Raw genomic sequence first — 19,877 nt, 5'->3', positions numbered from 1 at the left:
TCAGGCGGCGGACGTCAGTCGGTACCAGGCCACCCCGTCGTCGGCGATGTCGCACGCGATCTCGCCGCGGTGGCGCAGGTAGTTGAGGCAGGCCAGGCTTTCACCGGTGGCCATGCCCAGCAGCGGCACGTCGGATTCGGCGATGCTGCGCGCGAACAGGCTCGTGAACACATCGACTGCGCGCTTCGGCGTCTTCAGTGCGTTGCGCAAGCGGTCGAGCGAGCGCTCCTGTCCGTGCTGTAGCCGGTCGATGCGCGCATGCAGGCCGCGGAAGCACTCGTTGTGCGACGGCAGCACCAGCACGTCGTCGGGCACTTCGCGCTTGAGCTTTGCGAGCGACGCGAGCCAGTCGGCCATCGGGTCGGCATCGGGTTCGACGGGCGAGACCGACACGTTCGACGAGATGCGCGGCAGGATCTGGTCGCCCGAGATCAGCACCTTGAGGTCGGGGCAGTACAGGCACGCATGCTCGGGCGAGTGGCCGTTGCCGGTGACGACGCGCCAGTCGTGCGCGCCGATGCGCAACACCTCGCCATCGCGCAGGCGCCGGAAGCTGTCGGGCAGCGGGTGGATGTGCTTGCCGAAGTTGCCGAAGCGCGTGCGGTAGGTCTCGATGGCCGCCTCGCCCCAGCCGGCGCGGCGGTAGAAGGCGATGGCGTCGTCTGGCGCTTCGCGGCCGGTGTCGGACACCATCACGCGGCACATGAGGTATTCGGAGCGGGTCATCCACAGCCGCACACCGAACTTGCGCGTGAGCCAGCCGGCCATGCCGACGTGGTCGGGGTGCATGTGCGTCACGAAGACGCGGGTGAGGCCGCGCGTGTCCGGCGAATTGGCAAACAGCTCGCGCCAGACCGCCACGGTTTCCTCGGTGCGCACGCCGGTGTCCACCACGGCCCAGCCGTCGCCGTCGTCCAGCGCCCACAGGTTGATGTGGTCGAGCGAATAGGGCAGCGGCATGCGGATCCAATAGACCCCGTCGGCGACCTCGATCGACTTGCCGCGTGGCGGAAGCTGTGCAAAGGGATAAACGAGCTTGCCCTTGGCTGCTTCCGCCGACTCTTCCAAACCATCCATCGTGTTTCACCTCCAGAGGGTGAATTGTGAACCCGGTCGATATCCGGACCGGGTCACTTCGAAGACGATGAACGGTCGCGCTTACTTGCGGCGCGGGCGGGCGGCGCCCGGCGCCGAGGTCTGCGACGGGGCGGCGCCGCCGTCCACGCCGAGCCGGCCACCGCCGCCCAGGCCCTGGCCGCGCACCGTCTGCGCCTTGTAGTTGCGCAGCGAACGGACCATCTGGTTGAACGCGTCCATGAAGGCCGCCGCGATCACCTTGCCCTGTGCGGTGTTGGTGTAGCCACCGATGCCGCCGGCGCCGCTGCGGCCACCGAGTCCGCCGAAGCCCGCGAAGTCGGTCTTGGAGGCGCTGCCTTCGGCCGCAGCCACCTGCACGCCCGAGCGGTTGTCGATGAGCGTCAGCAGCGCGCTGGCTTCCTTGGTCTGCAGGCTGGCGCCGACAGCCGCGATGGCGCGGCCACGGCCGCCGCCCACGAGGCCGCCGAGCGCGCCGCCGATGCCGCCAGCGTCGTTGTTGCTGAACACGATCTCGGGCGACAGGCCGTAGTCGGAGGCCACCATCTGGCCGCGGCCGAAGTTGCTGCCGCCGCGCATCTCGCCCGATTGCATCAGCGCGCGCTCGCGCGTCATGGCGTTCATGCCGGCCGCGCCGCGCTCCACCACCACGAAGCAGTTCGACTGCTGCACCAGCAGGCGCAGCAGGTTGGCCGTGGGCGGCAGACGGTATTCACCGGTGAGGATCGTGTACCAGCCGGCATTGACGTTCTCGATCAGCGAGACGGTCCCGAGCGGCGATTCGCAGCGCTCGAGCTGGCTGCTCTCGCCCGAGGTGGCACCGCCGGCGGCGCTGCCCGTGGCCGTGGTCTTGGCCGCCGGAGCGCCCATCTGCATGTCCATGGTCTGGCAACCGGAAAGCGCGAGCAGGCCTGCGAGTGCGCTGGCGAGAGAGAGTTTGGAAAAAGGCATGTCCCTGTCCATCAAATGAAAACAATGTGGCGTCCGCCCCACCGGCGGGCGCCGCGCCCGCGCGACGATACGGGCCGCCCGATGCGCGGGCCAGTGTCGAAAGTCACACGATCAGGAACATTTGTGGCGCTTGTCGGGGCTTGGTTACAGTCCGAACTCCATTCGCAGGAGTTTTCAGATGGCCACAAAGAAGAGGAATATCGTGGGAGAAGCCGCCGTCGAACTGACGACGCAGCAGGTGGCGCAGGCCCTGGCCATTGCCGGGGCGTCGGGCTACAGCGGCAGCGCCGATCCGTCGTTCGTGGGGGCGGTGCTGGTGGCGCTGGCGGTCAACACGAGTTCCGTCAGCGCGACCATCGACAGTGCGAAGAGCAGGGGTCCCGGCGTCGCCGGCGTGCTGCAGCACTGACCGGCCGGCGGGGCGCCGGCCTCCGGCCTGAACCGGCGCACTTTCAGGTCGTGTAGTCGCCGCTGGCTTCCGGCTGGAACAGCACGGCGATCACGCGCGCGCTGTGTTCGCCGCCGCCGGGCGTCTTCCAGCGCGCGACCGCGCCGGTCTTCTGGCCCAGCAGGCCGATGCCGACGGGCGAGAACACCGAGATGAAGCCCGTGGTCGGGTTCGCATCGGCGGGATAGCAGATCACGATCTTCTGCCGCTGTCCGGCGGGCAGGTCTTCGATTTCCACCTGGGTGTACATCGTCACGATGTCCGAGGGCATTTCCCGTGACGGAAGGATGTCGGCCGTGTCGAGCAGATCGACCAGGGCCGGGGGAAGCGGCGTGTCCGCGAATTTGCTGAGACGGACGTAATCGAGTTCGGTGAGCGTGCGCTCCCCGTGAACGGTTGAAAGCATGAAGCACTCCAGATGAACGCAACCCGCCTTTCCAACAGACAGGGTCGCTACCGCGCGGTGTGGTGCCCGGCGGTCAAGGTGTGCGCATCAAGAAGAAGGTAGCGGACCGCCGGGCTCAGGAATGTGCGGACGTGCGTCGGAGGACCGACGTGGCCGCCGCGACGAGGGCGCCCACACGACGACCGGCCGCTGCCATGGGCAGGGCTGCGCGCGCAGGGTATCGACGGGGCGAGAGGAGAGCCATGGGGCGCGAGTGTAGGGGATTCTGGCCAGATTGGCCAATTATGGCCCTACGGGTGCAGCGAGGAATTGCCGTGGAATCTCTGGGTTCAATCAGTAAAACGCCTGAATTGAAATCAAGAATCTGTGATTCGAGATGACGTGAATGAGTGATGGAAAATGGGTTGGCAAGCACTCATTTTTACGAGATTTTTTGCGAGTTAGATATTTTCTTGGTCGCCGGGATTTCTCCGAAATTCATCGATGAATAATTTCTTGTGCCGCATCGAATGAGTGGTTTCAAATTAATTCTATGAGTTTGAATTCATTGAAGATATTATTCCATGAATAGGGGTTGCGCCTGGGGGTGCTATTGTTGTCATTCGATCTCAATTGTTTTGACTCTCCCAGAAGCTTGAAAGCTTCAATTGAGGGGGCTTCAGGTCGAAAGAAATGGTGGATGCATTTTGTTTGTTCAATATGTCTCATTTGCGCATCCTCTGTTCTTTTGTTTGATTGCCATAAAAGCCCCGAGACATAAGAATTCAGTACGCAAAAATCTAAGTGGCCGATTGCCTTCAATTGCAAGCAATGTTGGTCATTTGCTTGCAATAAGAAGTTGATTGCAAATTTTGCGCGTGAATTTCAAATATTGTTAATTGGGGTTTGAATGACAGCATCCACATGGGACTTGTTCTTGTCGTCGTCGCGAGGCCGCGCAGGGGCGGTCCACCCGCTGATCCGCGCAGGCCTGGTCCTGCTTGCCGCAGGCGCCGCGACCGTCGCGTTCGCGCAACCCACTGCTTCGCTGGAGGCGTCGCGCGCACCTGCCGCGGCCCAGGCCGTGACCGTCGTCCTCGCCCAGTCGAAGGTGGTCAAGGGGCCCGACGGCAATGAACAGTTCCAGGACGCGGCCACCATCAAGCCGGGCGACGTCATCGAATACAAGGCCACCTACACCAACAACACGGGCAAGCCCGTCAAGGGCCTCGTGGCCGATCTGCCGATTCCTGAGGGGCTGGAATACCTGCCGCGCAGCGCCAAGCCAGGCGCCAGCCTCGTGAAAGCCGCCACCAAGACCGCCGTCTTCGAGCCCGAGCCGCTCGTTCGCAAGCTGGCCAGCGGCAAGACCGAACCCGTTCCCTACAGCGAGTACCGCATGCTGCGCTGGAGCCTGGGTCAGTTGCCCGCCAACGGCAGCCTCGCCGTGAGCGCGCGCGCCAAGGTCGAAACCGTCGCGCCGCCAACGGCAGCGCCTCCCACGCCCGCCACGCCGCCCCCGCGCGGCAAGTAAAGGCCGCGCCGCCCCTCGCGCGCTGCGCGAGGCGAGGGCGCCCGCCTTTTCCATCGATCTCTTGTTTCCGAGTGCCAGTCGGCAGGTACGCGTTCGTTCGTCGAAACGTACCGGCCAGGTTCTTTCGTGTTCCCGTTCATCGACAACAGAGGAGAAAACTACGTGATTCCCACCCAGCCAACCCAACGCGTCAGCGGCTGCAAGCCGTGCGCGCCCTGGGCAGGCGCCGCAGCTTTGACGCTGGGCTTCCTTTTCGGAAGCCCGGCTGCATTTGCCGCGTCGCCGCCCGCCAACACCGTCATCGGCAACCAGGCGTCCGCCAGCTATTCGGACGCCGCCGGGACGACCCAGGTCGCCACCTCCAACCTGGTGCAGACCACTGTTCTCCAGGTGGGCTCGTTCACGCTCGACAGCGTCAACCAGGTGACGACGACCATCGTCAACACCAAGTCCGGCGCGGCCGGCGCGACGGTCTATGCGCCTCACGTGCTGACCAACACCGGCAATGGCGTCGACACCTTCGGCCTCACGGTCAAGGCCGATGCGGGCAAGTTCTCGCGTGTCGAGGTCTTCGCCGACGCCGACGGCAACGGGCTGCCCGACAGCACGACGGCGCTCTGCTCGGCGGTCGGCACGGACGTCTGCACGGTGACCCCGGCGCAGAGCGTGCCCGGCAACAACGGCGCATTCCGCTTCGTCGTGGCCTACACGATCCCGGGCTCGGCCACCGGCACCGGCAACTTCGATGCGGCAACGATCACCGCCACCCCGGGCACCCCGGCGCTGTACACCGCGCCGAACACCTCGGCGGCCGACAAGGACGAGGTCAAGCTGGCCACCGATGCGGTGTTCAACCTCACCAAGGTCATCGGCGCTCCTTCGGTCGCGGCACCGGGCAACGGCGTCTGGCCGACCGCACCGACCAGCGGGCCGCGCTCTTCCGCCGCCTGCACGGCCACGAGCTGGACAGCCGGTCTCGCGTCGAACGCGAACTGCCAGTACTCGGTCTACACCCTCACGTTCAACAACACGGGTGGCGCACCGGGCAAGTTCGCGCTGTCCGATGTGTTGCCGGCAGGGTTGACCTACGTCACGGGCTCGGCAGTGTGGAGCGGTGCGTCGGGTACGGCGCTGGGTGACGGTGCAGGCGGCGATCCGTCGGGCATCGACTTCCAGGCGACTGGCAACACGCTGAATGCGGTGGTGGCTTCGCTGAATCCGAACGTGACGCAGACGCTGAGCTTCGTGGTGCTCGTGAACAGCACCGCGGCGGTCGGTACGTCCACCACCACCAACGTGGCCCGCTACAACCCCGCGAACGCGCCGGCTGGCGTGACCGCAGCGTTGATCGGCACGGTCGGTTCCACCTCCAACCCGTCGGCGTACACCGTCCTGGCGCGTTTCGGCATCGTGGTGGGTTCCAACCCGTCCACGGCTGCAACGGCCCTCGACGCGACACCCGGCACACCGAACCCCGCCGGGCAAGATCTGACCACGAGGCAGTTGGCCGTCGCAGGCGGCAGCGTCCGGTTCCCGCAAACCGTGTTCAACACGGGCGGCGCGACCGACGCAGTGAACCTGTCGATCTCCGCCAACACCTTCCCGGGCGGCACTAGCTTCCAGTTCTTCGCGGCAGACACCGGCGCACCGCTGCTGGACACGAACGGTGACGGCGTGCCCGACACCGGCCCGATCCCGGCTGGCGCGAGCTTCAACATCGTGACGCAGGTGCAACTGCCGCCGGCCACCGTGGGCGGCGCCTACGTGGCCACCGTGCTCGGTCGTTCCGTGGGCGACAACACGAAGATCGATGCGACCGAAGACCGCCTCGAGCGCGTGATCGAGACCCTGGTTGACTTGACCAACACGAAGATCGGTACAGGCAGCGGCAGCGTCGCCAACGGTGACCTCGGCGCGGGCCCCAGCCCGTTGCCGACGCAGGTCCACGACACGGGTGCCGGCACCGGCACGGTCTTCACGCTGTGGGTGAAGAACCATGACGTGGTCGACGCGACCTACAACCTTGCCGCCAGCCAGACGACCGGTTTTCCGGGCGCGCTGCCGGCAGGCTGGACGGTCAAGTTCGTGGCGTTTGGCGGCACCTGTGCATCGCCGGCCATCTCGAACCTCGCGGTCATCGCCGGGGGACAGCAGGCGGTCGAAGCGTGCGTCACGCCGCCTTCCTCGCAAGCCGCAGTCACTGCAGTGAAGATCTACTTCAAGGTGCAATCCACCGCGGTGGCCTCGACCGGCGGCATCGCTTCCGACGTCAAGACCGACGCCGTGACGGTGACCTCGACGGCCCTGCAGCTGGGCGCCTCGCTCACGCCGAACAACAACGGCCAGGTCGCACCCGGCGGCACCGTGGTGTATGCCCACACGCTGACCAACATCGGTGCCCAGAGCTGCGGCGCGTACACGCTGACCGCCACGGTGCCCGCGGCGGATGCGGCGCAAGGCTGGACCACCACGGTCTACCTCGACGTCAACGGCGACGGCCAGATCGACGCTGGCGACACGCCGGTGAACGGTCCGCTGGCAAGCCTGCCGGCCGGTGCGGCGCAGAAGCTGCTGGTGCGCGTGTTCGCGCCGGGCGGCGTGAGCGCGGGTGTCAGCAACACCACGACGGTGACGGCCACCTTCACCGACCCGGCCCCCAACTGCGGTACCCCTTCGGCCACTGACATCACGGCCGTGATCACCGGCCAGATCCGCGTCCTCAAGACGCAGGCGGCCGACGCGACCTGTGACGGCGTGGCGGACACCGCGTTCGCGGCAACGTCGCTGCAGCTGAAGCCCGGCCAGTGCATCGTCTACCAGGTTGTTGCCACCAACGAAGGCATCGTGCCGGTGACCAACATCGCCATCAACGACGCACTGCCGGCGTACACCGTCCTGAGCGCGAAGCAGCCTGCATTGCAGTGCGAAGCCCCGGGCATTGGCGGTACGGCGCCGGCCTTCGCATCGACCGCCACCGCGGTGAGCTGCGGCAGCGCGGCCAACACCGTGGCCCCAGGTGGAAAGGTCACGCTGACCTTCGCCGTGCAGATCAACCCCTGATCTGACATCGGCGCCGCCGACGGTCCCGCCAGGGCCGTCGGCTGTTTCCCGCGAGGCCCGGGTTCATCTCCGGCGCCTCGCCTGTTTCCCCTGCCGCTTTCGCGCACATCGCTGCATGCAAGCCGTGCCTTGCCGGCCTTCGAGGCGGCAGAGGAAAGAGTTCTTCGACTGTTTGACGTGTCTCCCGCAGCGGGAGGTGCCAGGGAAGGTTCACCGCGTGCCACTTCTTCTTTCTTCTTCGCGTGCCGGCGTGCCTCGGTGGTGGGGCTGCGGGGCGCTCGCGCGCAGCGCGATGGCGGCCTTCGGTCTCGCACTCGCCACCGCAGTGGCACTCGCCATGTTCTTCGCACCGATCGCGCAGGCGGCGCCCGCGCCCGGCGGCGTCGTGATCCGCAGCATCGCGACGGGCACCTACGTCCCTGCCGGCCTCGGGCACAGCGAGACCGCTGTCTCCAATGCCGTGACCGCCAGCGTGCTGCCCGTGGAGGCGCTGTCGCTCACGCAGGACCAGCGCGTGAACCGTCCGCCCGGCACCGTCGTCACGCTGAGCCACCTGCTCACCAACACCGGCAACGTGGCTTCGCGCTACACCCTGGGCCTCGTCAACGACGGCGTGGGGTGCCCGGCCGACGGGCTCGACCTGTCGGCGTTGCGCGTGGCGCGCGACGGCAACCACAACGGCGTCGTCGACGCCTCCGATCTGGTGCTGCTGCCCGGTGCGGCCGGCACGCTCGTGCTGGAGCCGGGCCAGACGGCCGAACTGCTGGTGCAGGGCACCATTCCCGCCGCGGCCAGCGGCAGCGCCTGCGTGGTGCTGAGCGCGACCACCGCCCTGCAGGGCGCGAGCGCGAGCAATCGCGACACGGTCGATGTGGGCAGCGTCGCCGTGCTCGCGCTCGTCAAGTCGGCCAGCCATGCGGGGGCCGTCGTGCCCGGCAGCACGCGCATCGACTTCAGCATCTCGGGCACCAACACCGGCGCGCGCGACGCGCAGCCCGGCGGCGCGGCCGCGCCCACCGGCACGCAGGTGCTGGTCAACGGCAGTCCGCGCAGCCTGCTACTGCTGCGCGACCTCGTGCCCACGGGCACCCGCTACCTCGCTGGCAGCCTGCAGAGCACGGCGGCCGGCGCGGTGCGCCTGTTCCGCATGCCCGGCGACGCCGACTTCAGCTACCGCACCGCCGAAGACGGCGTGGCGATCGAAGTGGCCATCGGCGTGCCCACTGCGCTCGCGCGCAACGCTTCCATCGCCATGCAGTTCGCGGTGCAGGTCAAGGCCGATCACACCGGCGATATCCGCAACACCGCGCACAGCCAATACAACGACGGCGTCGCACCTGCCGCGTCGCCGTCGAACACGGTGGTGATCGCGATGGCGCCGCCGCAAGGCCAGGGCCGCATCGGCGTCGCCAAGGCGGCCTCCACGCCGCGCATGCACCGCGGCGCGGACGGCCAACCCGACGGCACGGCCACCGTCACCTTCGACGTCCACGTGCGCAACTACGGCACGACCGCGCTGCACGGCGTGCAGCTCGCCGACGTGCTCGAAGGGCAGGGCGCCACGCAGTTCGGCACCCGCACGACCGCTGCGGTGCCGGGCGCGCGCCAGTACGCCGTGGTGCCCGGAACCCTGGCCATCGTTGGCGGTCCGGGCAACGGCGTGGCGGGCACGGTCGCGGCTGTCAACGCCGCGTTCAACGGCACGGCCTCCGCGCAGGACCTGCTCGCACCCGGTGCGGTGCTGCCCGTGGGCGGCCAGTTCACGGTGCGTTTCGACGTGCGCTTTCACGTGTCGGGTCGCGCGGGCACGCTGCTCAACACCGTGCGCGCACAGGCCGCGCTCGCCGCCGGTGGCCCGCCCACCGTCTTCGACGACTCCGTCAACGGCAGCAACCCCGATGCCGACGGCGACGGCAACCCCGGCAACGACACCTCGCCCACGCCGGTGCAGCTGCAGCAGCCCGTGCTCTCGCTCGTGAAGAGCGTCTCGCAGCCGCGCCGCGTGGCAGAGGGCGTCTACGAACTCGACTACCGCTTCAAGGTCGGCAACACCGGTGCAGCCCCGGCCCCGAACGTGCGCGTGATCGACAACCTCGATTGCACCTTCGACATGGACAAGCCCGACGGCCTCGTCGCTGCCTGGGAACTCGTCGGCGCGCCCAAGGTGCGCCACGGCGTGCTGCAGATCGCATCCGGCTTCACCGGCCGCGCCGCCTGCGACCGCGAGGCTGCCGCCAGCGCCGATCCCTTCAAGCTGCCGATGCAGGCCGCACTTGGCCTCACCGACGGCAGCCGCGCCCTGGCACCCGGCCAGAGCGAAGACATCGAATTCACCGTGCGCGTCACCCGCAAGCCTTCCAGCAACGGCACCCGCGTGCCGTTCACCAACAAGGCCTGGGCCGCCGCGTTCGAGCAGAACACCGCCCCTGCGTCGTCGGCTGCGCTCGTCACCGCGAGCGCCAGCAGCGCGTCCTCCATGCTGGCCGACCCGCAGGGCGTGGTCTACAACGCCGTCACCCGCCAACCGGTGGCCGGTGCCGTCGTCACCTTCACCCGCCAGTCGTGCAGCGACGGCGCCGCCCGGCCGATGGCCCTGGCCGAGGTGTTCGGCGGCGACAGCGGCGTCTACCGCGCCAACGCCGACGGCAGCCTGTCGATGACCACCGGCGCCGACGGCGGCTACCAGTTCTATTTCCTGTCTCCGCCGGTCACCGGCAGCTGCACCTATGCGCTGGGCGTGGCGCCGCCCGCGGGCAGTGCTTACGCGGCGCCTTCGCAGCTCATCCCCGCCACGCCCGGGACCTTCGAGCGCTGCGGCGCCATCGTCCCGAACGCCGCGTCGCCGCAGGGCGCGGAGCCCACCACGCACCACTTCTCGCTCAAGGCCGGCTTCGAGCCCTCGGGCGCGGCCTGCGACGTGCTGCACAACCACATCCCGCTCGATCCGGGCAACGTGCTCGGCCTCGTGCTGCGCAAGGAAGGCAGCAAGCGCCAGGTCGAGTTCGGCGACTTTCTCGACTACGCGCTGGTCGTCACCAACAAGACCGGCTTTCCCGTCACCGGCCTCAGCCTCTCCGACCAGTTGCCGCCGGGCTTCGCCTACGTGGCCGGCAGTGCGCGGCTCAACGGTGCGGCCACGGCCGATCCCGTGGGCGGGGCCGGTCCACGGCTGGTCTTCAACCAGCCCGGCCTCGCGCTTGGCATCGACCAGTCCGCCGCGGTGCGCTACCGCGTGCGCGTGGGTGTCGGCGCACCGACGAACGGCGATGCCGTCAACCGGGCCCGCGCCAGCTCCGGCCCCATGCAGTCGAACCTCGCCCAATGGACCGTGCGCGTCACCGGCGGCGTGTTCTCCGACGATGCCTTCCTCTTCGGCAAGGTCTACATGGACTGCCGGCGCGACGGCCGCCAGCAGGGCGTCGATGAAATCGGCGTGCCCGGCGTGCGCCTGTACATGGAAGACGGCACGCACGTCATCACCGACGTCGAAGGCAAGTGGAGCCTGTACGGCCTCAAGCCCGTCACCCACGTGCTGCGGCTCGATGCCACCACGCTGCCCGCCGGCGCGCGGCTCGAAACGCTCGACAACCGCAATGCCGGGCGCGCCGACAGCCGCTTCGTCGATCTCAAGAAGGGCGAATTCCACAAGGCCAACTTCGTCGTCACCAACTGCGACGCACCGGCGGTGATGAGCGAGGTCATCGCGCGGCGTGAGGCCATCGCGGCCGTGCCCGACACCGAGGCCGAAGCCCAGGTGCGCATGCGCCTGGACCCCGAAGGCCGGATCGTCCCCGTCGGCGACCGGCGCGCGCTGCCTGCCAGCGGCGAGGTGCGCGCGGGCGGCAGCACCGGCACCAGCACCACGCAGGCCAGCTCGGCGCCGCTGATCGCAATGCCCACTGCACCGGCGTCGCCCAGCAGTTTCATCGGCGGCGCGTCGGGCAGCCAGGGCAGCACGCTCGGCGCGGCGACCGGTGGCGCCGCGGCGGATGGCGCATCCCCCGTGGGCAGCCTCTTCTCCGGCATGCGCGTGTCCCGCGGCATGGCGCAGCCGACGGCCGCGATGGCGCCGCCGCAAGCCGTCCCCAGCCCCATCGACCTCGAGGCCTTGCTGCCCCGCATCGAAAGCAACGCCCTCGGCTTCATCGATCTGCGCGACGGCGACACCTTGCCCTCGACCTCGCTCAACGTGCGTGTCAAGGGCGACGCTGGCCTGGCGCTGCGCCTGAGCGTCAACGGCCAGGGCGTCGAGGAGCGCCGTGTTGGCAAGAAGACCGAGCAGGCCAGCCGCCGGATCGGCGCCTGGGAATACATCGGCATCGTGCTGCGGCCCGGTGTCAACCGCCTCGTGCTCGAAGCCGTCGATCCGTTCGGCAACGTGCGTGGCGCCGCGCAGCAGATCAGCGTCACCGCGCCCGACAAGCTCGGCGCCATCCACATCGACGTGCCCGCCTCGGCGCAGGCCGACCTGCGCACGCCCGTCGTCGTGAAGGTGCGCCTGACCGACGCGGCCGGCGTGCCCGTGACCGCGCGCACGCAGCTCACGCTCGAGACCGACCGCGGCCGCTGGCTTGACGAAGACCTGAACCCCGCCGAGCCCGGCACCCAGGTCTTCATGGACGGTGGCGTGGCCGACTTCCGCCTGCTGCCGCCCGGCGAACCCGGTGACGCCCGCCTGCGCGTGACGGCCGCGAGCTTCACGGCCGAGGCGCGGCTGGCGCTGCTGCCCGAGCTGCGCCCCATGATCGGCGTCGGCATCGTCGAAGGCGTGCTCGACTTCACCAAGCGCGGCCCAGTGCCGCTGGGCGCGATGCCCGCGGGCGCGGCCTTCGAGGCCGAGCTGTCCGGCCTGGCCGACGAGGGCAACGACAAGCGCCGTGCCGCCGCGCGCACGGCCTTCTTCTTCAAGGGCGCCGTCAAGGGCGACTACCTGCTCACCGCCGCCTACGATTCCGACAAGACGCGCAAGGACCGCCTGTTCCGCGACATCCGCCCCGACGAGTTCTACCCCGTGTACGGCGACTCGTCCGCCAAGGGCTTCGACGCCCAGAGCACGCAGAAGCTCTACGTGCGCATCGACAAGAACCGCTCCTACCTGCTGTACGGCGACTTCAGCACCGCCAGCAGCACCGAGGTGCGCAGCCTGAGCCAGGTCAGCCGCTCGCTCACCGGCCTCAAGCACGTCTACGACGACGGCGAGGTGCGCACCACCACCTACGCCTCGCGCACCGCGCAGACCCAGCAGGTGGAAGAGTTTCGCGCCGTCGGCACCTCGGGCCCGTACTACCTGGGCGCCAGGGGCGGCGAGTTCGTCGAGAACAGCGAGCAGGTCGAGATCGTCGTGCGCGACCGCAACCAGCCCGACCTCGTGCTGCAGCGTTCGACCGTGACGCGCTTCGTCGACTACACCGTCGAGCCGCTCACGCGCCGCCTGCTGTTCACGCGCGCCATCGCGTCGGTCGATGCGAACCTCAACCCGCAGTCGATCCGCGTGACCTACGAGGTCGATGCGGGTGGCCCCAAGTTCACCGTGGCCGGCGCCGACGTGCAGCTCAAGGTGGCCAAGAACCTGCAGGTCGGCGTGGTCGCGGCCATCGACGAGAACCCCGAGAACCGCCGCAAGCTCGGCGCCGTCACCGCCATGGCGCGCCTGGGTGAGCACACCACCGTCGCCGGCGAATGGGTGCAGACCGACTCCGACCGCAACGGCAAGGGCAGCGGCGCCCGCGTCGAGTTGCGCCACCAGGGCGAAGACCTGGCCGTGGCCGCGCTCGCCAGCAAGACCAGCACCGGCTTCGACAACCCCGGCGCGAGCTTCTCGGCCGGGCGCACCGAAGCCTCGGCGCGCGCCGAGTACCGGCTCGACGCCGCCACTGCGCTGCGCGGCGAACTGCTCTACGGCCAGGACGCCCTGCGCGAAGGCGCCCGCCGCGGCATCACCGCCAGCGCGCAGCGAAAGTTCGGCGAGCAACTGGTGGGCGAGTTCGGCCTGCGCCACGGCCACAACGGCACCGGCCTGGGCAGCGGCTCGGGCTTCGACTACGGCCAGGTCTCCACCTACAGCGGCAACCTCGGCAGCGGCGTGGCCGCCAACAACGTCACCGCGCTCGGCGCGGCGGCCAACGCCGGCACCCAGGCCAACGCCAACGACGACGACCTGACCACCGTGCGCGCCCGCCTGTCGGCGCAGGTGCCGGGCCTGCCGCAGGCCCACGTGTTCGTCGAAGGCGAGCAGGACCTCCGCAAGTCCGACCGCCATGTGCTCGCCGTGGGCGGCAACTACGCCGTCACCGACAAGACGCGCCTGTACGGCCGCTACGAACTCGTCTCCAGCCTCTACGGGCCGTACGAGCTGAACGCGGGGCAGTCGAACAACGTGGGCATCCTGGGCATCGAGAGCGCTTACATGGACGGCGGGCGCGTGTACAGCGAGTACCGCCTGGCCGACAGCCTCGACGGGCGCGCCGCGCAGGCCGCCACGGGCGTGCGCAACACCTTCCGGGTCGACGACCACTGGCGCCTGACCGGCGGCGTCGAGCACACGCGCCAGATCGGCGGGCTGCGCAACAGCGGCAACAACGGCACCGGCCACGCCAGCGGCCTGACGGGCGACTCCACCGCCATCACCGGCGGCGTGGAATACACCGACGCGCGCATCAAGGCCAGCGGCATCCTCGAAGGCCGCCACGGCGACGACGCCGACACGCGCCTGTTCAGCGCGGGCTTCGGCTTCAAGATCGATGCGTCATGGAGCCTGCTGGCGCGCAGCGTGATGAGCGCCAGCGAAGGGCAGGGCGCCAACGCCGGCAACGCGCACCACCTGGCGCGCCACCAGATCGGCCTGGCCTACCGCCCGGTGGACACCGACAGCTGGAACGCGCTCATGCGCTACGAGCGCCGTTCCGAGCGCGTCACCGGCACCGGCAGTTCGACCGGCGCACTCGACGGCGCGAGCGTCTTCGGCGCGGGCAACGGCAGCGCAGCGCTGCCCGGGCGCACCAGCGCCGACATCGTCTCGGCCCACCTCAACTACAACCCGCGCCCAGGCACCGTCATCAACGGGCGCTACGCCGCCAAGTGGTCGCGCGCCGACGACGGCCTGCTGCGCAGCACTTACTGGGCGCACCTGCTGCAGGCGCGCTACACGCAAGACCTCAACGACAGCTGGGACCTCGGCGTGCAGGCCGGCCTGCTGCGCGGCAAGGGCGGCGGCCTGCAGAAGACCTTGGGCATCGAAGTCGGCTACCAGGTCATGAAGGACCTGTGGGTGTCGGCGGGCTACAACTTCGTGGGCCTGAAAGACCGCGACCTGGCGGCCAACGACTACACGAGCAAGGGCGCGTACATCCGGCTGCGTTTCAAGTTCGACGAGACGGCGCTGGGTGCCGCGTCGGCGAGCGCAGTTGCCCCCGTGAAAGACGACCGGACCGATCGATGAAGTCGCGGATGAATGGCCAATGAAAATGCAAAAAACTGATTCGATGCACTGCGCGACGGCGCTTCGCTGCCTACCCGTGCGGACGCGTGCGATGTCACTTGCGAGAAGCGTGGCGCACTTCTTTCATGCCTTGCGCGGCGTCGTCTTTCTGGCACTGACCTCGCTCCTGATCGGCACGCAGGCCACGGCTGCAGATCTATGTCTATGGAAGAGCGGGACCTACGGGGGCGTCGCTGTCACCACGGAGGGCGAATGCGGGGTGGAGGACAAGTTCGCATGGGGTACTTATCTCTGGCTGGGAAGGCCCAACGTGCGGCAGGCATGCACGTTCAATTTTTCTGTGCCGGTGAAGAACCTGAGCGTTCGAACTTACGTGCTCAACTGCAACCCAGCAGATGGGTGCGAGAAGATGGTGGTGTCCGTCAACGGAAATCACTATCCGTTCACTGCGGCGGAGGTCAAGACGCCTGCCGCCGAGCAAGTGGCCGCACAGATAGGTGGCCTTACGCCGGTAAAAATCGATGCAGACGGCAATCTTGAGGGGGCAACACCCAGTTCTGGGGGCTCTGCATGGGCCGTTGTTTCGAGAACATCCGCGTCTTCCGTCACGCTCTCGCTCGAGCCAAGCTACGGTCAGCCGAATGGGTCGTACAACGTGCTGTGCTTCTTCGTGCCAGACCCCCCAGCCCCCCAGTTGGCGCTCAAGAAGGAAGCCAGCGCGGCCCCATGGATCGTGGCCCAGCCTGCCAGCTACACACTCACGCTGACGAACACGACTGGCGCCGCGACCACTGCCGATACGGTGGTGACCGACAGAGTGCCGCCTTCGCTGACCATCGGCGACCTTCCCCCGGGGTGCAGCCGAGTGGGCCAGAACGTCAGTTGCCTGGTGCCCCCAGGGTTCACATCGTCCGCGTCCTTCGTCATTCCGGTGACGCCCCTGCCTTCGGCCGTGCCCGGCGTGACCAACACGGCCACGGCATCGGGGGGGGGAGACGCCACTTGCAACGGCACGGGGGCGTGCACGAGCACGGTGACCACGCCGGTGGCCCTTCCGCCTCTGCCCGTCATCACCTCGACCAAGACGGTCAGCGCCAGCCCGCTGGTGGTGGGGGCACCCGACCAGTTCTACTCCCTGTTCATCACCGTGGCCAACGGGACGACCACGGCGCCCATTGGGCTGACGGACTTCTTGCCCGCGGGCATGAACCTGCGTGGCGGGCCGACGCTGATTCCGGGAACGACCACCGGCACGCTGGTCGGGTGCCCGACGATCGGCGGCGGCGTCTTCTGCAACGTGGCGGCCGGTGTTGCACCGGGCACCTTCGAAATCAGGATTCCCGTCAGCGTCAGCACACCGGCCGCGGGCCTGAACAAGGGCACCAACATGGCGAACCTGAGCGGCGGGGGAGACCTGGCATGCACGACGGCGGTCAACGAGGCCTGCGACTCGACCACGCCGCCCACATCGGTCGACATGATGCAACTGAAGCTCCAGAAGACGGTCAGCGTCGCCAAATTCTTCGTGGGCGTGCCGGCCAGCTACACCCTGAAGCTCAGCAGCAACGGCAGCCCGACCACGGCGCCGGCCGAGATCACCGACGCCATTTCATCGTCCCTGCGCATCGGCACGCTGCCCGCGGGCTGCACGGCCGTCCAGCAGAACGTGACCTGCACGGTGCCCCCCGGCCTGATGACCTCCCATTCGTTCGTCATTCCCGTGACGCCGCTGCCGTCTGCCGTGACCGTGGGGGCCCCGGTGTCGTACATCGTCAATGTCGCGAAGGCCTCCAAGGGCGGGGACCCGTATTGCGCCGAAATGGGCGTGTGCCTGAGCACGACGAATACGCCCGTGGCCTTTCCGCTGGCCATCACCTCGACGAAGACCGTGAGTGCGAATCCGTTGATCGTCGGCGCGGCGGGCCAGTTCTACACGGTCGCCGTGAAGGTGGAGCATGAACCGACCACGGTGCCGCTGTTCGTGGAAGACATGCTGCCCACCGGCATCACGCTGGCCGGGCCGCCCGTGCTGATCGCCAGGACCACCACCGGCGTCCTGAGCGGCTGCCCTGCGGCAGGCTCGCTGATTTCCAATTGCAGCGTGGCTGCCGGTGTGGCGCCGGGCACCTTCGACATCCGCATTCCCGTCGAGGTCGACAAGACGGCCGTGGGCGCGCAGTCCGGCACGAACACGGTGAACCTGAGCGGTGGCGGCGATGCGCTGTGCACCCCGTTGGTGAAAGAACCCTGCGATGCCACCACGCCGTCCGTCGGGGTCCGGCTGGGTGACCCGAAGGTCCGCATCCTCAAGGCTGCGTACGTCGGTTCGGGCACCCACCGCTTTCGCTTTGCGCTGTCGGGCCTCAGCGTGAGCAGCGACACCATCACGCTCACCGTGCCGGGGGAGGAGTTTGGCGCGCAGACCATCACCGGCAGGGTCGGCGTCCCGGTCACCATCACCGAGACGTCGCCCGCCGGCTGGCCCGTGAACCCGGTGAGCGCCAGCTGCTACGACGTGAAGGACGCCATTGCGCCGTCGCCCATCCCCGGGGTGTCCGCTTCGAGGCGGGCGGCAGCGGCTGCAGCGGCGTCGCTACCGCCGGTGGTGCTGGCCGGCAACGTGCTGACGATTCCCGCCGAATGGATGGTGGGCGGCGCGGACATCGTATGCACCTTCGTCAACAGCGACGCCTACGCCATCACCGGCCGCGTCTTCAGCGACAACGGCAGCGGCGCGGGCGTGCCGAACGACGGCGTGGCCAATGGCGGCGAAGCGGGGCTCGTGGGCGTGCAGATGCGGCTCACCAACTGTGCGGCGGGGGTGTGGTCCACGGCCGTGACCGACGGCTCGGGCCACTACCGCCTGGAGGTGCCGTCGCAGCCTTCGTCGCCGTCCGATGGCGATCCGCTGTGCGTCGAAGAGGTGACACCGGCGGGCCATCTGTCCACCGGGGCGTCGGTCGGCGCCACGCCGCTGCCTTCCGGTACGGGCGTGGCCGTGGGCGGGCGGACCTACACCTACACGCGCACCGCCGCAGGGGCGCCGGACCACATCGCCTTTGCATGGAACGAGGCCCGGGCCGGCGAGCTGAACTTTGGCGACGTGGCCCTCAACCGCTTCGGCGCCGACAGCGCCCGCACCGGCTCGCCCGGCAGCAGCGTGAGCCACGCGCACACTTTCGTGGCGCAGACCGGCGGAACGGTGAGCTTCGGCGTGGCCGGTGCGGAGGCCACGCCGCCGATCGACGGCTGGAGCGCCAGGATCTTCGACGACCCGGGCTGCACCGGCGCCTTGCAGGCCGGCGCCACTGTGCTCTATCCGCCGGCGGTGCCCCGGCCTGTGACGACGGGGCAGAACCTGTGCGTGGTGGTGCAGGAGTTCATTCCGGCCGGCGCGCTTGCTGGCTACAACGACAAGCGCTCGGTGCAGGCGAGCTTCGTGTTCACGAACGCATCACCCGCGTTGAGCGCGAGCTACCTCGTGCTCGACACCACGACCGTGTCGAGCACGGCGCTGGAGCTCAAGAAGGAAGTGCGCAACCTGACGAAGAACGGCGACTTCGGGCTCAACAACGAAGCCAAGTCGGGCGAGACGCTCGAGTACCGCATCACCTACACCAACAACGGCGCGACGCCGATCAGTGGCCTGACGGTGAGCGACGTCACGCCGGTCTACACCAGCTTCGTCGCCTCGCAGGAAGGCGCGACGCCGGCGACGCTGACCGCATGCACGAAGCGCACGCCGGCCAATGCCTTGCCTGCGCCGGCCGTGGCATGCGCGGCCGCACAAGCGCCGGGCGGAACGGGGCCATTGGACTGGAAGTTCACCGGGCAACTCGCGCCCGGCGGCACGGGCAGCGTGCGGTTCAGGGTGACGGTGAACTGACGACTTGCGCGTCAGCAGGCGCGCAAGCTGCTGCAGCTATCAGCAGCGTCCCTTCTTCGCCTGGCCGGGCGGGCAGTGGCCACCGCCGCGGTGGTCGTCGTCATGGTCGTAGCGGTCGTGGTCATGGCGGCGGTGGTGGCGGTCTTCGCGGCGTTCCTCACGGCGCTCGGCACGGCGCCAGTCGCCTTCGCGCCAGCGCCAGCCGCCGTCGGCGCGCACCCAGCCGCCCGGGGCGTAGGCGTAGTCGGGGCGGGCCGCCACGTAGTAGCCGGGGCGCCATGCGTAGGCGCGGTCGTTCCACTGCCAATGGCCGGGCACCCAGACCTGGCCGCTGCGCGGGCGGGGCGCGGGCTCGTAGCGCGGCGCGGGCGGCGCGACCTGGATCAGGCCGGGCACGTTGATGTTGACGGACACCTGCGCCACGGCGGGCAAGGTGGCGGCGGCCACGGCGGCGGCCAGAAGAATTCTTGTGAGTTTCATCGTGATGCCCTTGATGGTTGTTATTTGTGAATGACTGAACTCAAACAACGCCTGAGCGGCGCGTCGCGTGCACGGGTTTGCCCGGGGCAGGGCAGTAGAAGCCGTTAACAAAGAGGGAGTTTTGCACGCAGGGCGGGGCCCGCGTGTCGGACAGGCCCGCGAGCGGACAGGCGGCGGCCGATGTGTGGCGCCAAAGCAAAAAGGGCCGCAAAGCGAAAAGGCCCGTTACCTTGTGAGTAACGGGCCTTCAGCAAATGGTGGCTCCTCGACCTGGGCTCGAACCAGGGACCTACGGATTAACAGTCCGGCGCTCTACCAACTGAGCTATCGAGGAACAAGCCTTCAATTATATTCAATGGAATCGCCGTTCTGAACGGCGACCCTCAATTTTTGCCAATCGAAGTGCGTGAGGCGATTTTTTTCCATCGCTTGGCACACGTCTTCGTTCGACGGTCGTCTCACAAATGAAAAGGCCCGCTACCTTGTGAGTAGCGGGCCTTCCAGAGGCCTTGCGGCTTTATTGTGGCTCCTCGACCTGGGCTCGAACCAGGGACCTACGGATTAACAGTCCGGCGCTCTACCAACTGAGCTATCGAGGAA

9 protein-coding genes and 2 tRNA genes are annotated in these 19,877 nt (G+C 68.3%); 5 read left to right on the top strand and 6 right to left on the bottom strand.

The annotated features are described in order from the left end of the window. The gene (locus AC07OX_RS02185; RefSeq protein ID WP_495259718.1) at positions 1–1,077 is read right to left on the bottom strand and encodes an MBL fold metallo-hydrolase; all 1,077 of its coding nucleotides are present in this window, start codon (positions 1,075–1,077) and stop codon (positions 1–3) included. Positions 1,078–1,158: 81 nt separating this feature from the next. Next, positions 1,159–2,046: a CsgG/HfaB family protein gene (locus tag AC07OX_RS02180; RefSeq protein WP_139704166.1), complete on the bottom strand. Its 888-nt coding sequence runs from the start codon at positions 2,044–2,046 to the stop codon at positions 1,159–1,161. A gap of 178 nt (positions 2,047–2,224) precedes the next feature. Between AC07OX_RS02180 and AC07OX_RS02175 the strand changes: the two genes are divergently transcribed. After that, entirely contained in the window at positions 2,225–2,455 is a 231-nt protein-coding gene (locus AC07OX_RS02175; protein ID WP_062472430.1) for a hypothetical protein, read from the top strand. A gap of 43 nt (positions 2,456–2,498) precedes the next feature. Here AC07OX_RS02175 and AC07OX_RS02170 read toward each other — a convergent pair whose 3' ends face one another. Continuing rightward, complete coding sequence (locus AC07OX_RS02170) at positions 2,499–2,900, bottom strand: GreA/GreB family elongation factor (protein WP_062472433.1); 402 nt, start codon at positions 2,898–2,900, stop codon at positions 2,499–2,501. A gap of 1,063 nt (positions 2,901–3,963) precedes the next feature. On the opposite strand from AC07OX_RS02170, the gene AC07OX_RS02165 reads away from it, so the two are divergent. The 4 genes from AC07OX_RS02165 (at position 3,964) to AC07OX_RS02150 (ending at position 18,797) form a co-directional block, all read left to right on the top strand. Further along, positions 3,964–4,413 (top strand): hypothetical protein, encoded by a 450-nt coding sequence (locus tag AC07OX_RS02165; RefSeq protein WP_495259717.1) that lies wholly within the window; start codon positions 3,964–3,966, stop codon positions 4,411–4,413. Positions 4,414–4,647: 234 nt separating this feature from the next. Then, positions 4,648–7,473: a beta strand repeat-containing protein gene (locus tag AC07OX_RS02160; RefSeq protein ID WP_495263266.1), complete on the top strand. Its 2,826-nt coding sequence runs from the start codon at positions 4,648–4,650 to the stop codon at positions 7,471–7,473. A gap of 292 nt (positions 7,474–7,765) precedes the next feature. Continuing rightward, positions 7,766–14,911 carry a hypothetical protein gene (locus tag AC07OX_RS02155; RefSeq protein ID WP_495260400.1) on the top strand — a complete coding sequence of 2,382 codons (7,146 nt, stop codon included), beginning with the start codon at positions 7,766–7,768 and terminating at the stop codon, positions 14,909–14,911. Between the two features lie 1,045 nt (positions 14,912–15,956). Beyond that, entirely contained in the window at positions 15,957–18,797 is a 2,841-nt protein-coding gene (locus AC07OX_RS02150) for a prealbumin-like fold domain-containing protein (protein ID WP_495259715.1), read from the top strand. A 39-nt stretch (positions 18,798–18,836) separates the two neighbouring features. Here AC07OX_RS02150 and AC07OX_RS02145 read toward each other — a convergent pair whose 3' ends face one another. From AC07OX_RS02145 to AC07OX_RS02135, 3 genes are all read right to left on the bottom strand, one after another. After that, the gene (locus AC07OX_RS02145) at positions 18,837–19,277 is read right to left on the bottom strand and encodes a YXWGXW repeat-containing protein (RefSeq protein ID WP_062472450.1); all 441 of its coding nucleotides are present in this window, start codon (positions 19,275–19,277) and stop codon (positions 18,837–18,839) included. A gap of 258 nt (positions 19,278–19,535) precedes the next feature. Beyond that, positions 19,536–19,611, bottom strand: a tRNA-Asn gene (locus tag AC07OX_RS02140). A 189-nt stretch (positions 19,612–19,800) separates the two neighbouring features. After that, positions 19,801–19,876: transfer RNA gene (locus AC07OX_RS02135), tRNA-Asn, on the bottom strand. Position 19,877 lies beyond the last annotated feature (1 nt).

The organism is Variovorax sp. GW821-FHT09D07, assembly GCF_059416345.1.
The sequence above is the reverse complement of the archived record's forward strand: the minus strand, read 5'-3'. Positions and strand labels throughout refer to the sequence as shown.

Bases quoted from the DNA above. Each gene is read 5' to 3' on its own strand.
- AC07OX_RS02185 (WP_495259718.1), bottom strand. From the start codon at position 1,077: ATGGATGGTTTGGAAGAGTCGGCGGAAGCAGCCAAGGGCAAGCTCGTT.
- AC07OX_RS02180 (WP_139704166.1), bottom strand. From the start codon at position 2,046: ATGCCTTTTTCCAAACTCTCTCTCGCCAGCGCACTCGCAGGCCTGCTC.
- AC07OX_RS02175 (WP_062472430.1), top strand. From the start codon at position 2,225: ATGGCCACAAAGAAGAGGAATATCGTGGGAGAAGCCGCCGTCGAACTG.
- AC07OX_RS02170 (WP_062472433.1), bottom strand. From the start codon at position 2,900: ATGCTTTCAACCGTTCACGGGGAGCGCACGCTCACCGAACTCGATTAC.
- AC07OX_RS02155 (WP_495260400.1), top strand. From the start codon at position 7,766: ATGGCGGCCTTCGGTCTCGCACTCGCCACCGCAGTGGCACTCGCCATG.
- AC07OX_RS02145 (WP_062472450.1), bottom strand. From the start codon at position 19,277: ATGAAACTCACAAGAATTCTTCTGGCCGCCGCCGTGGCCGCCGCCACC.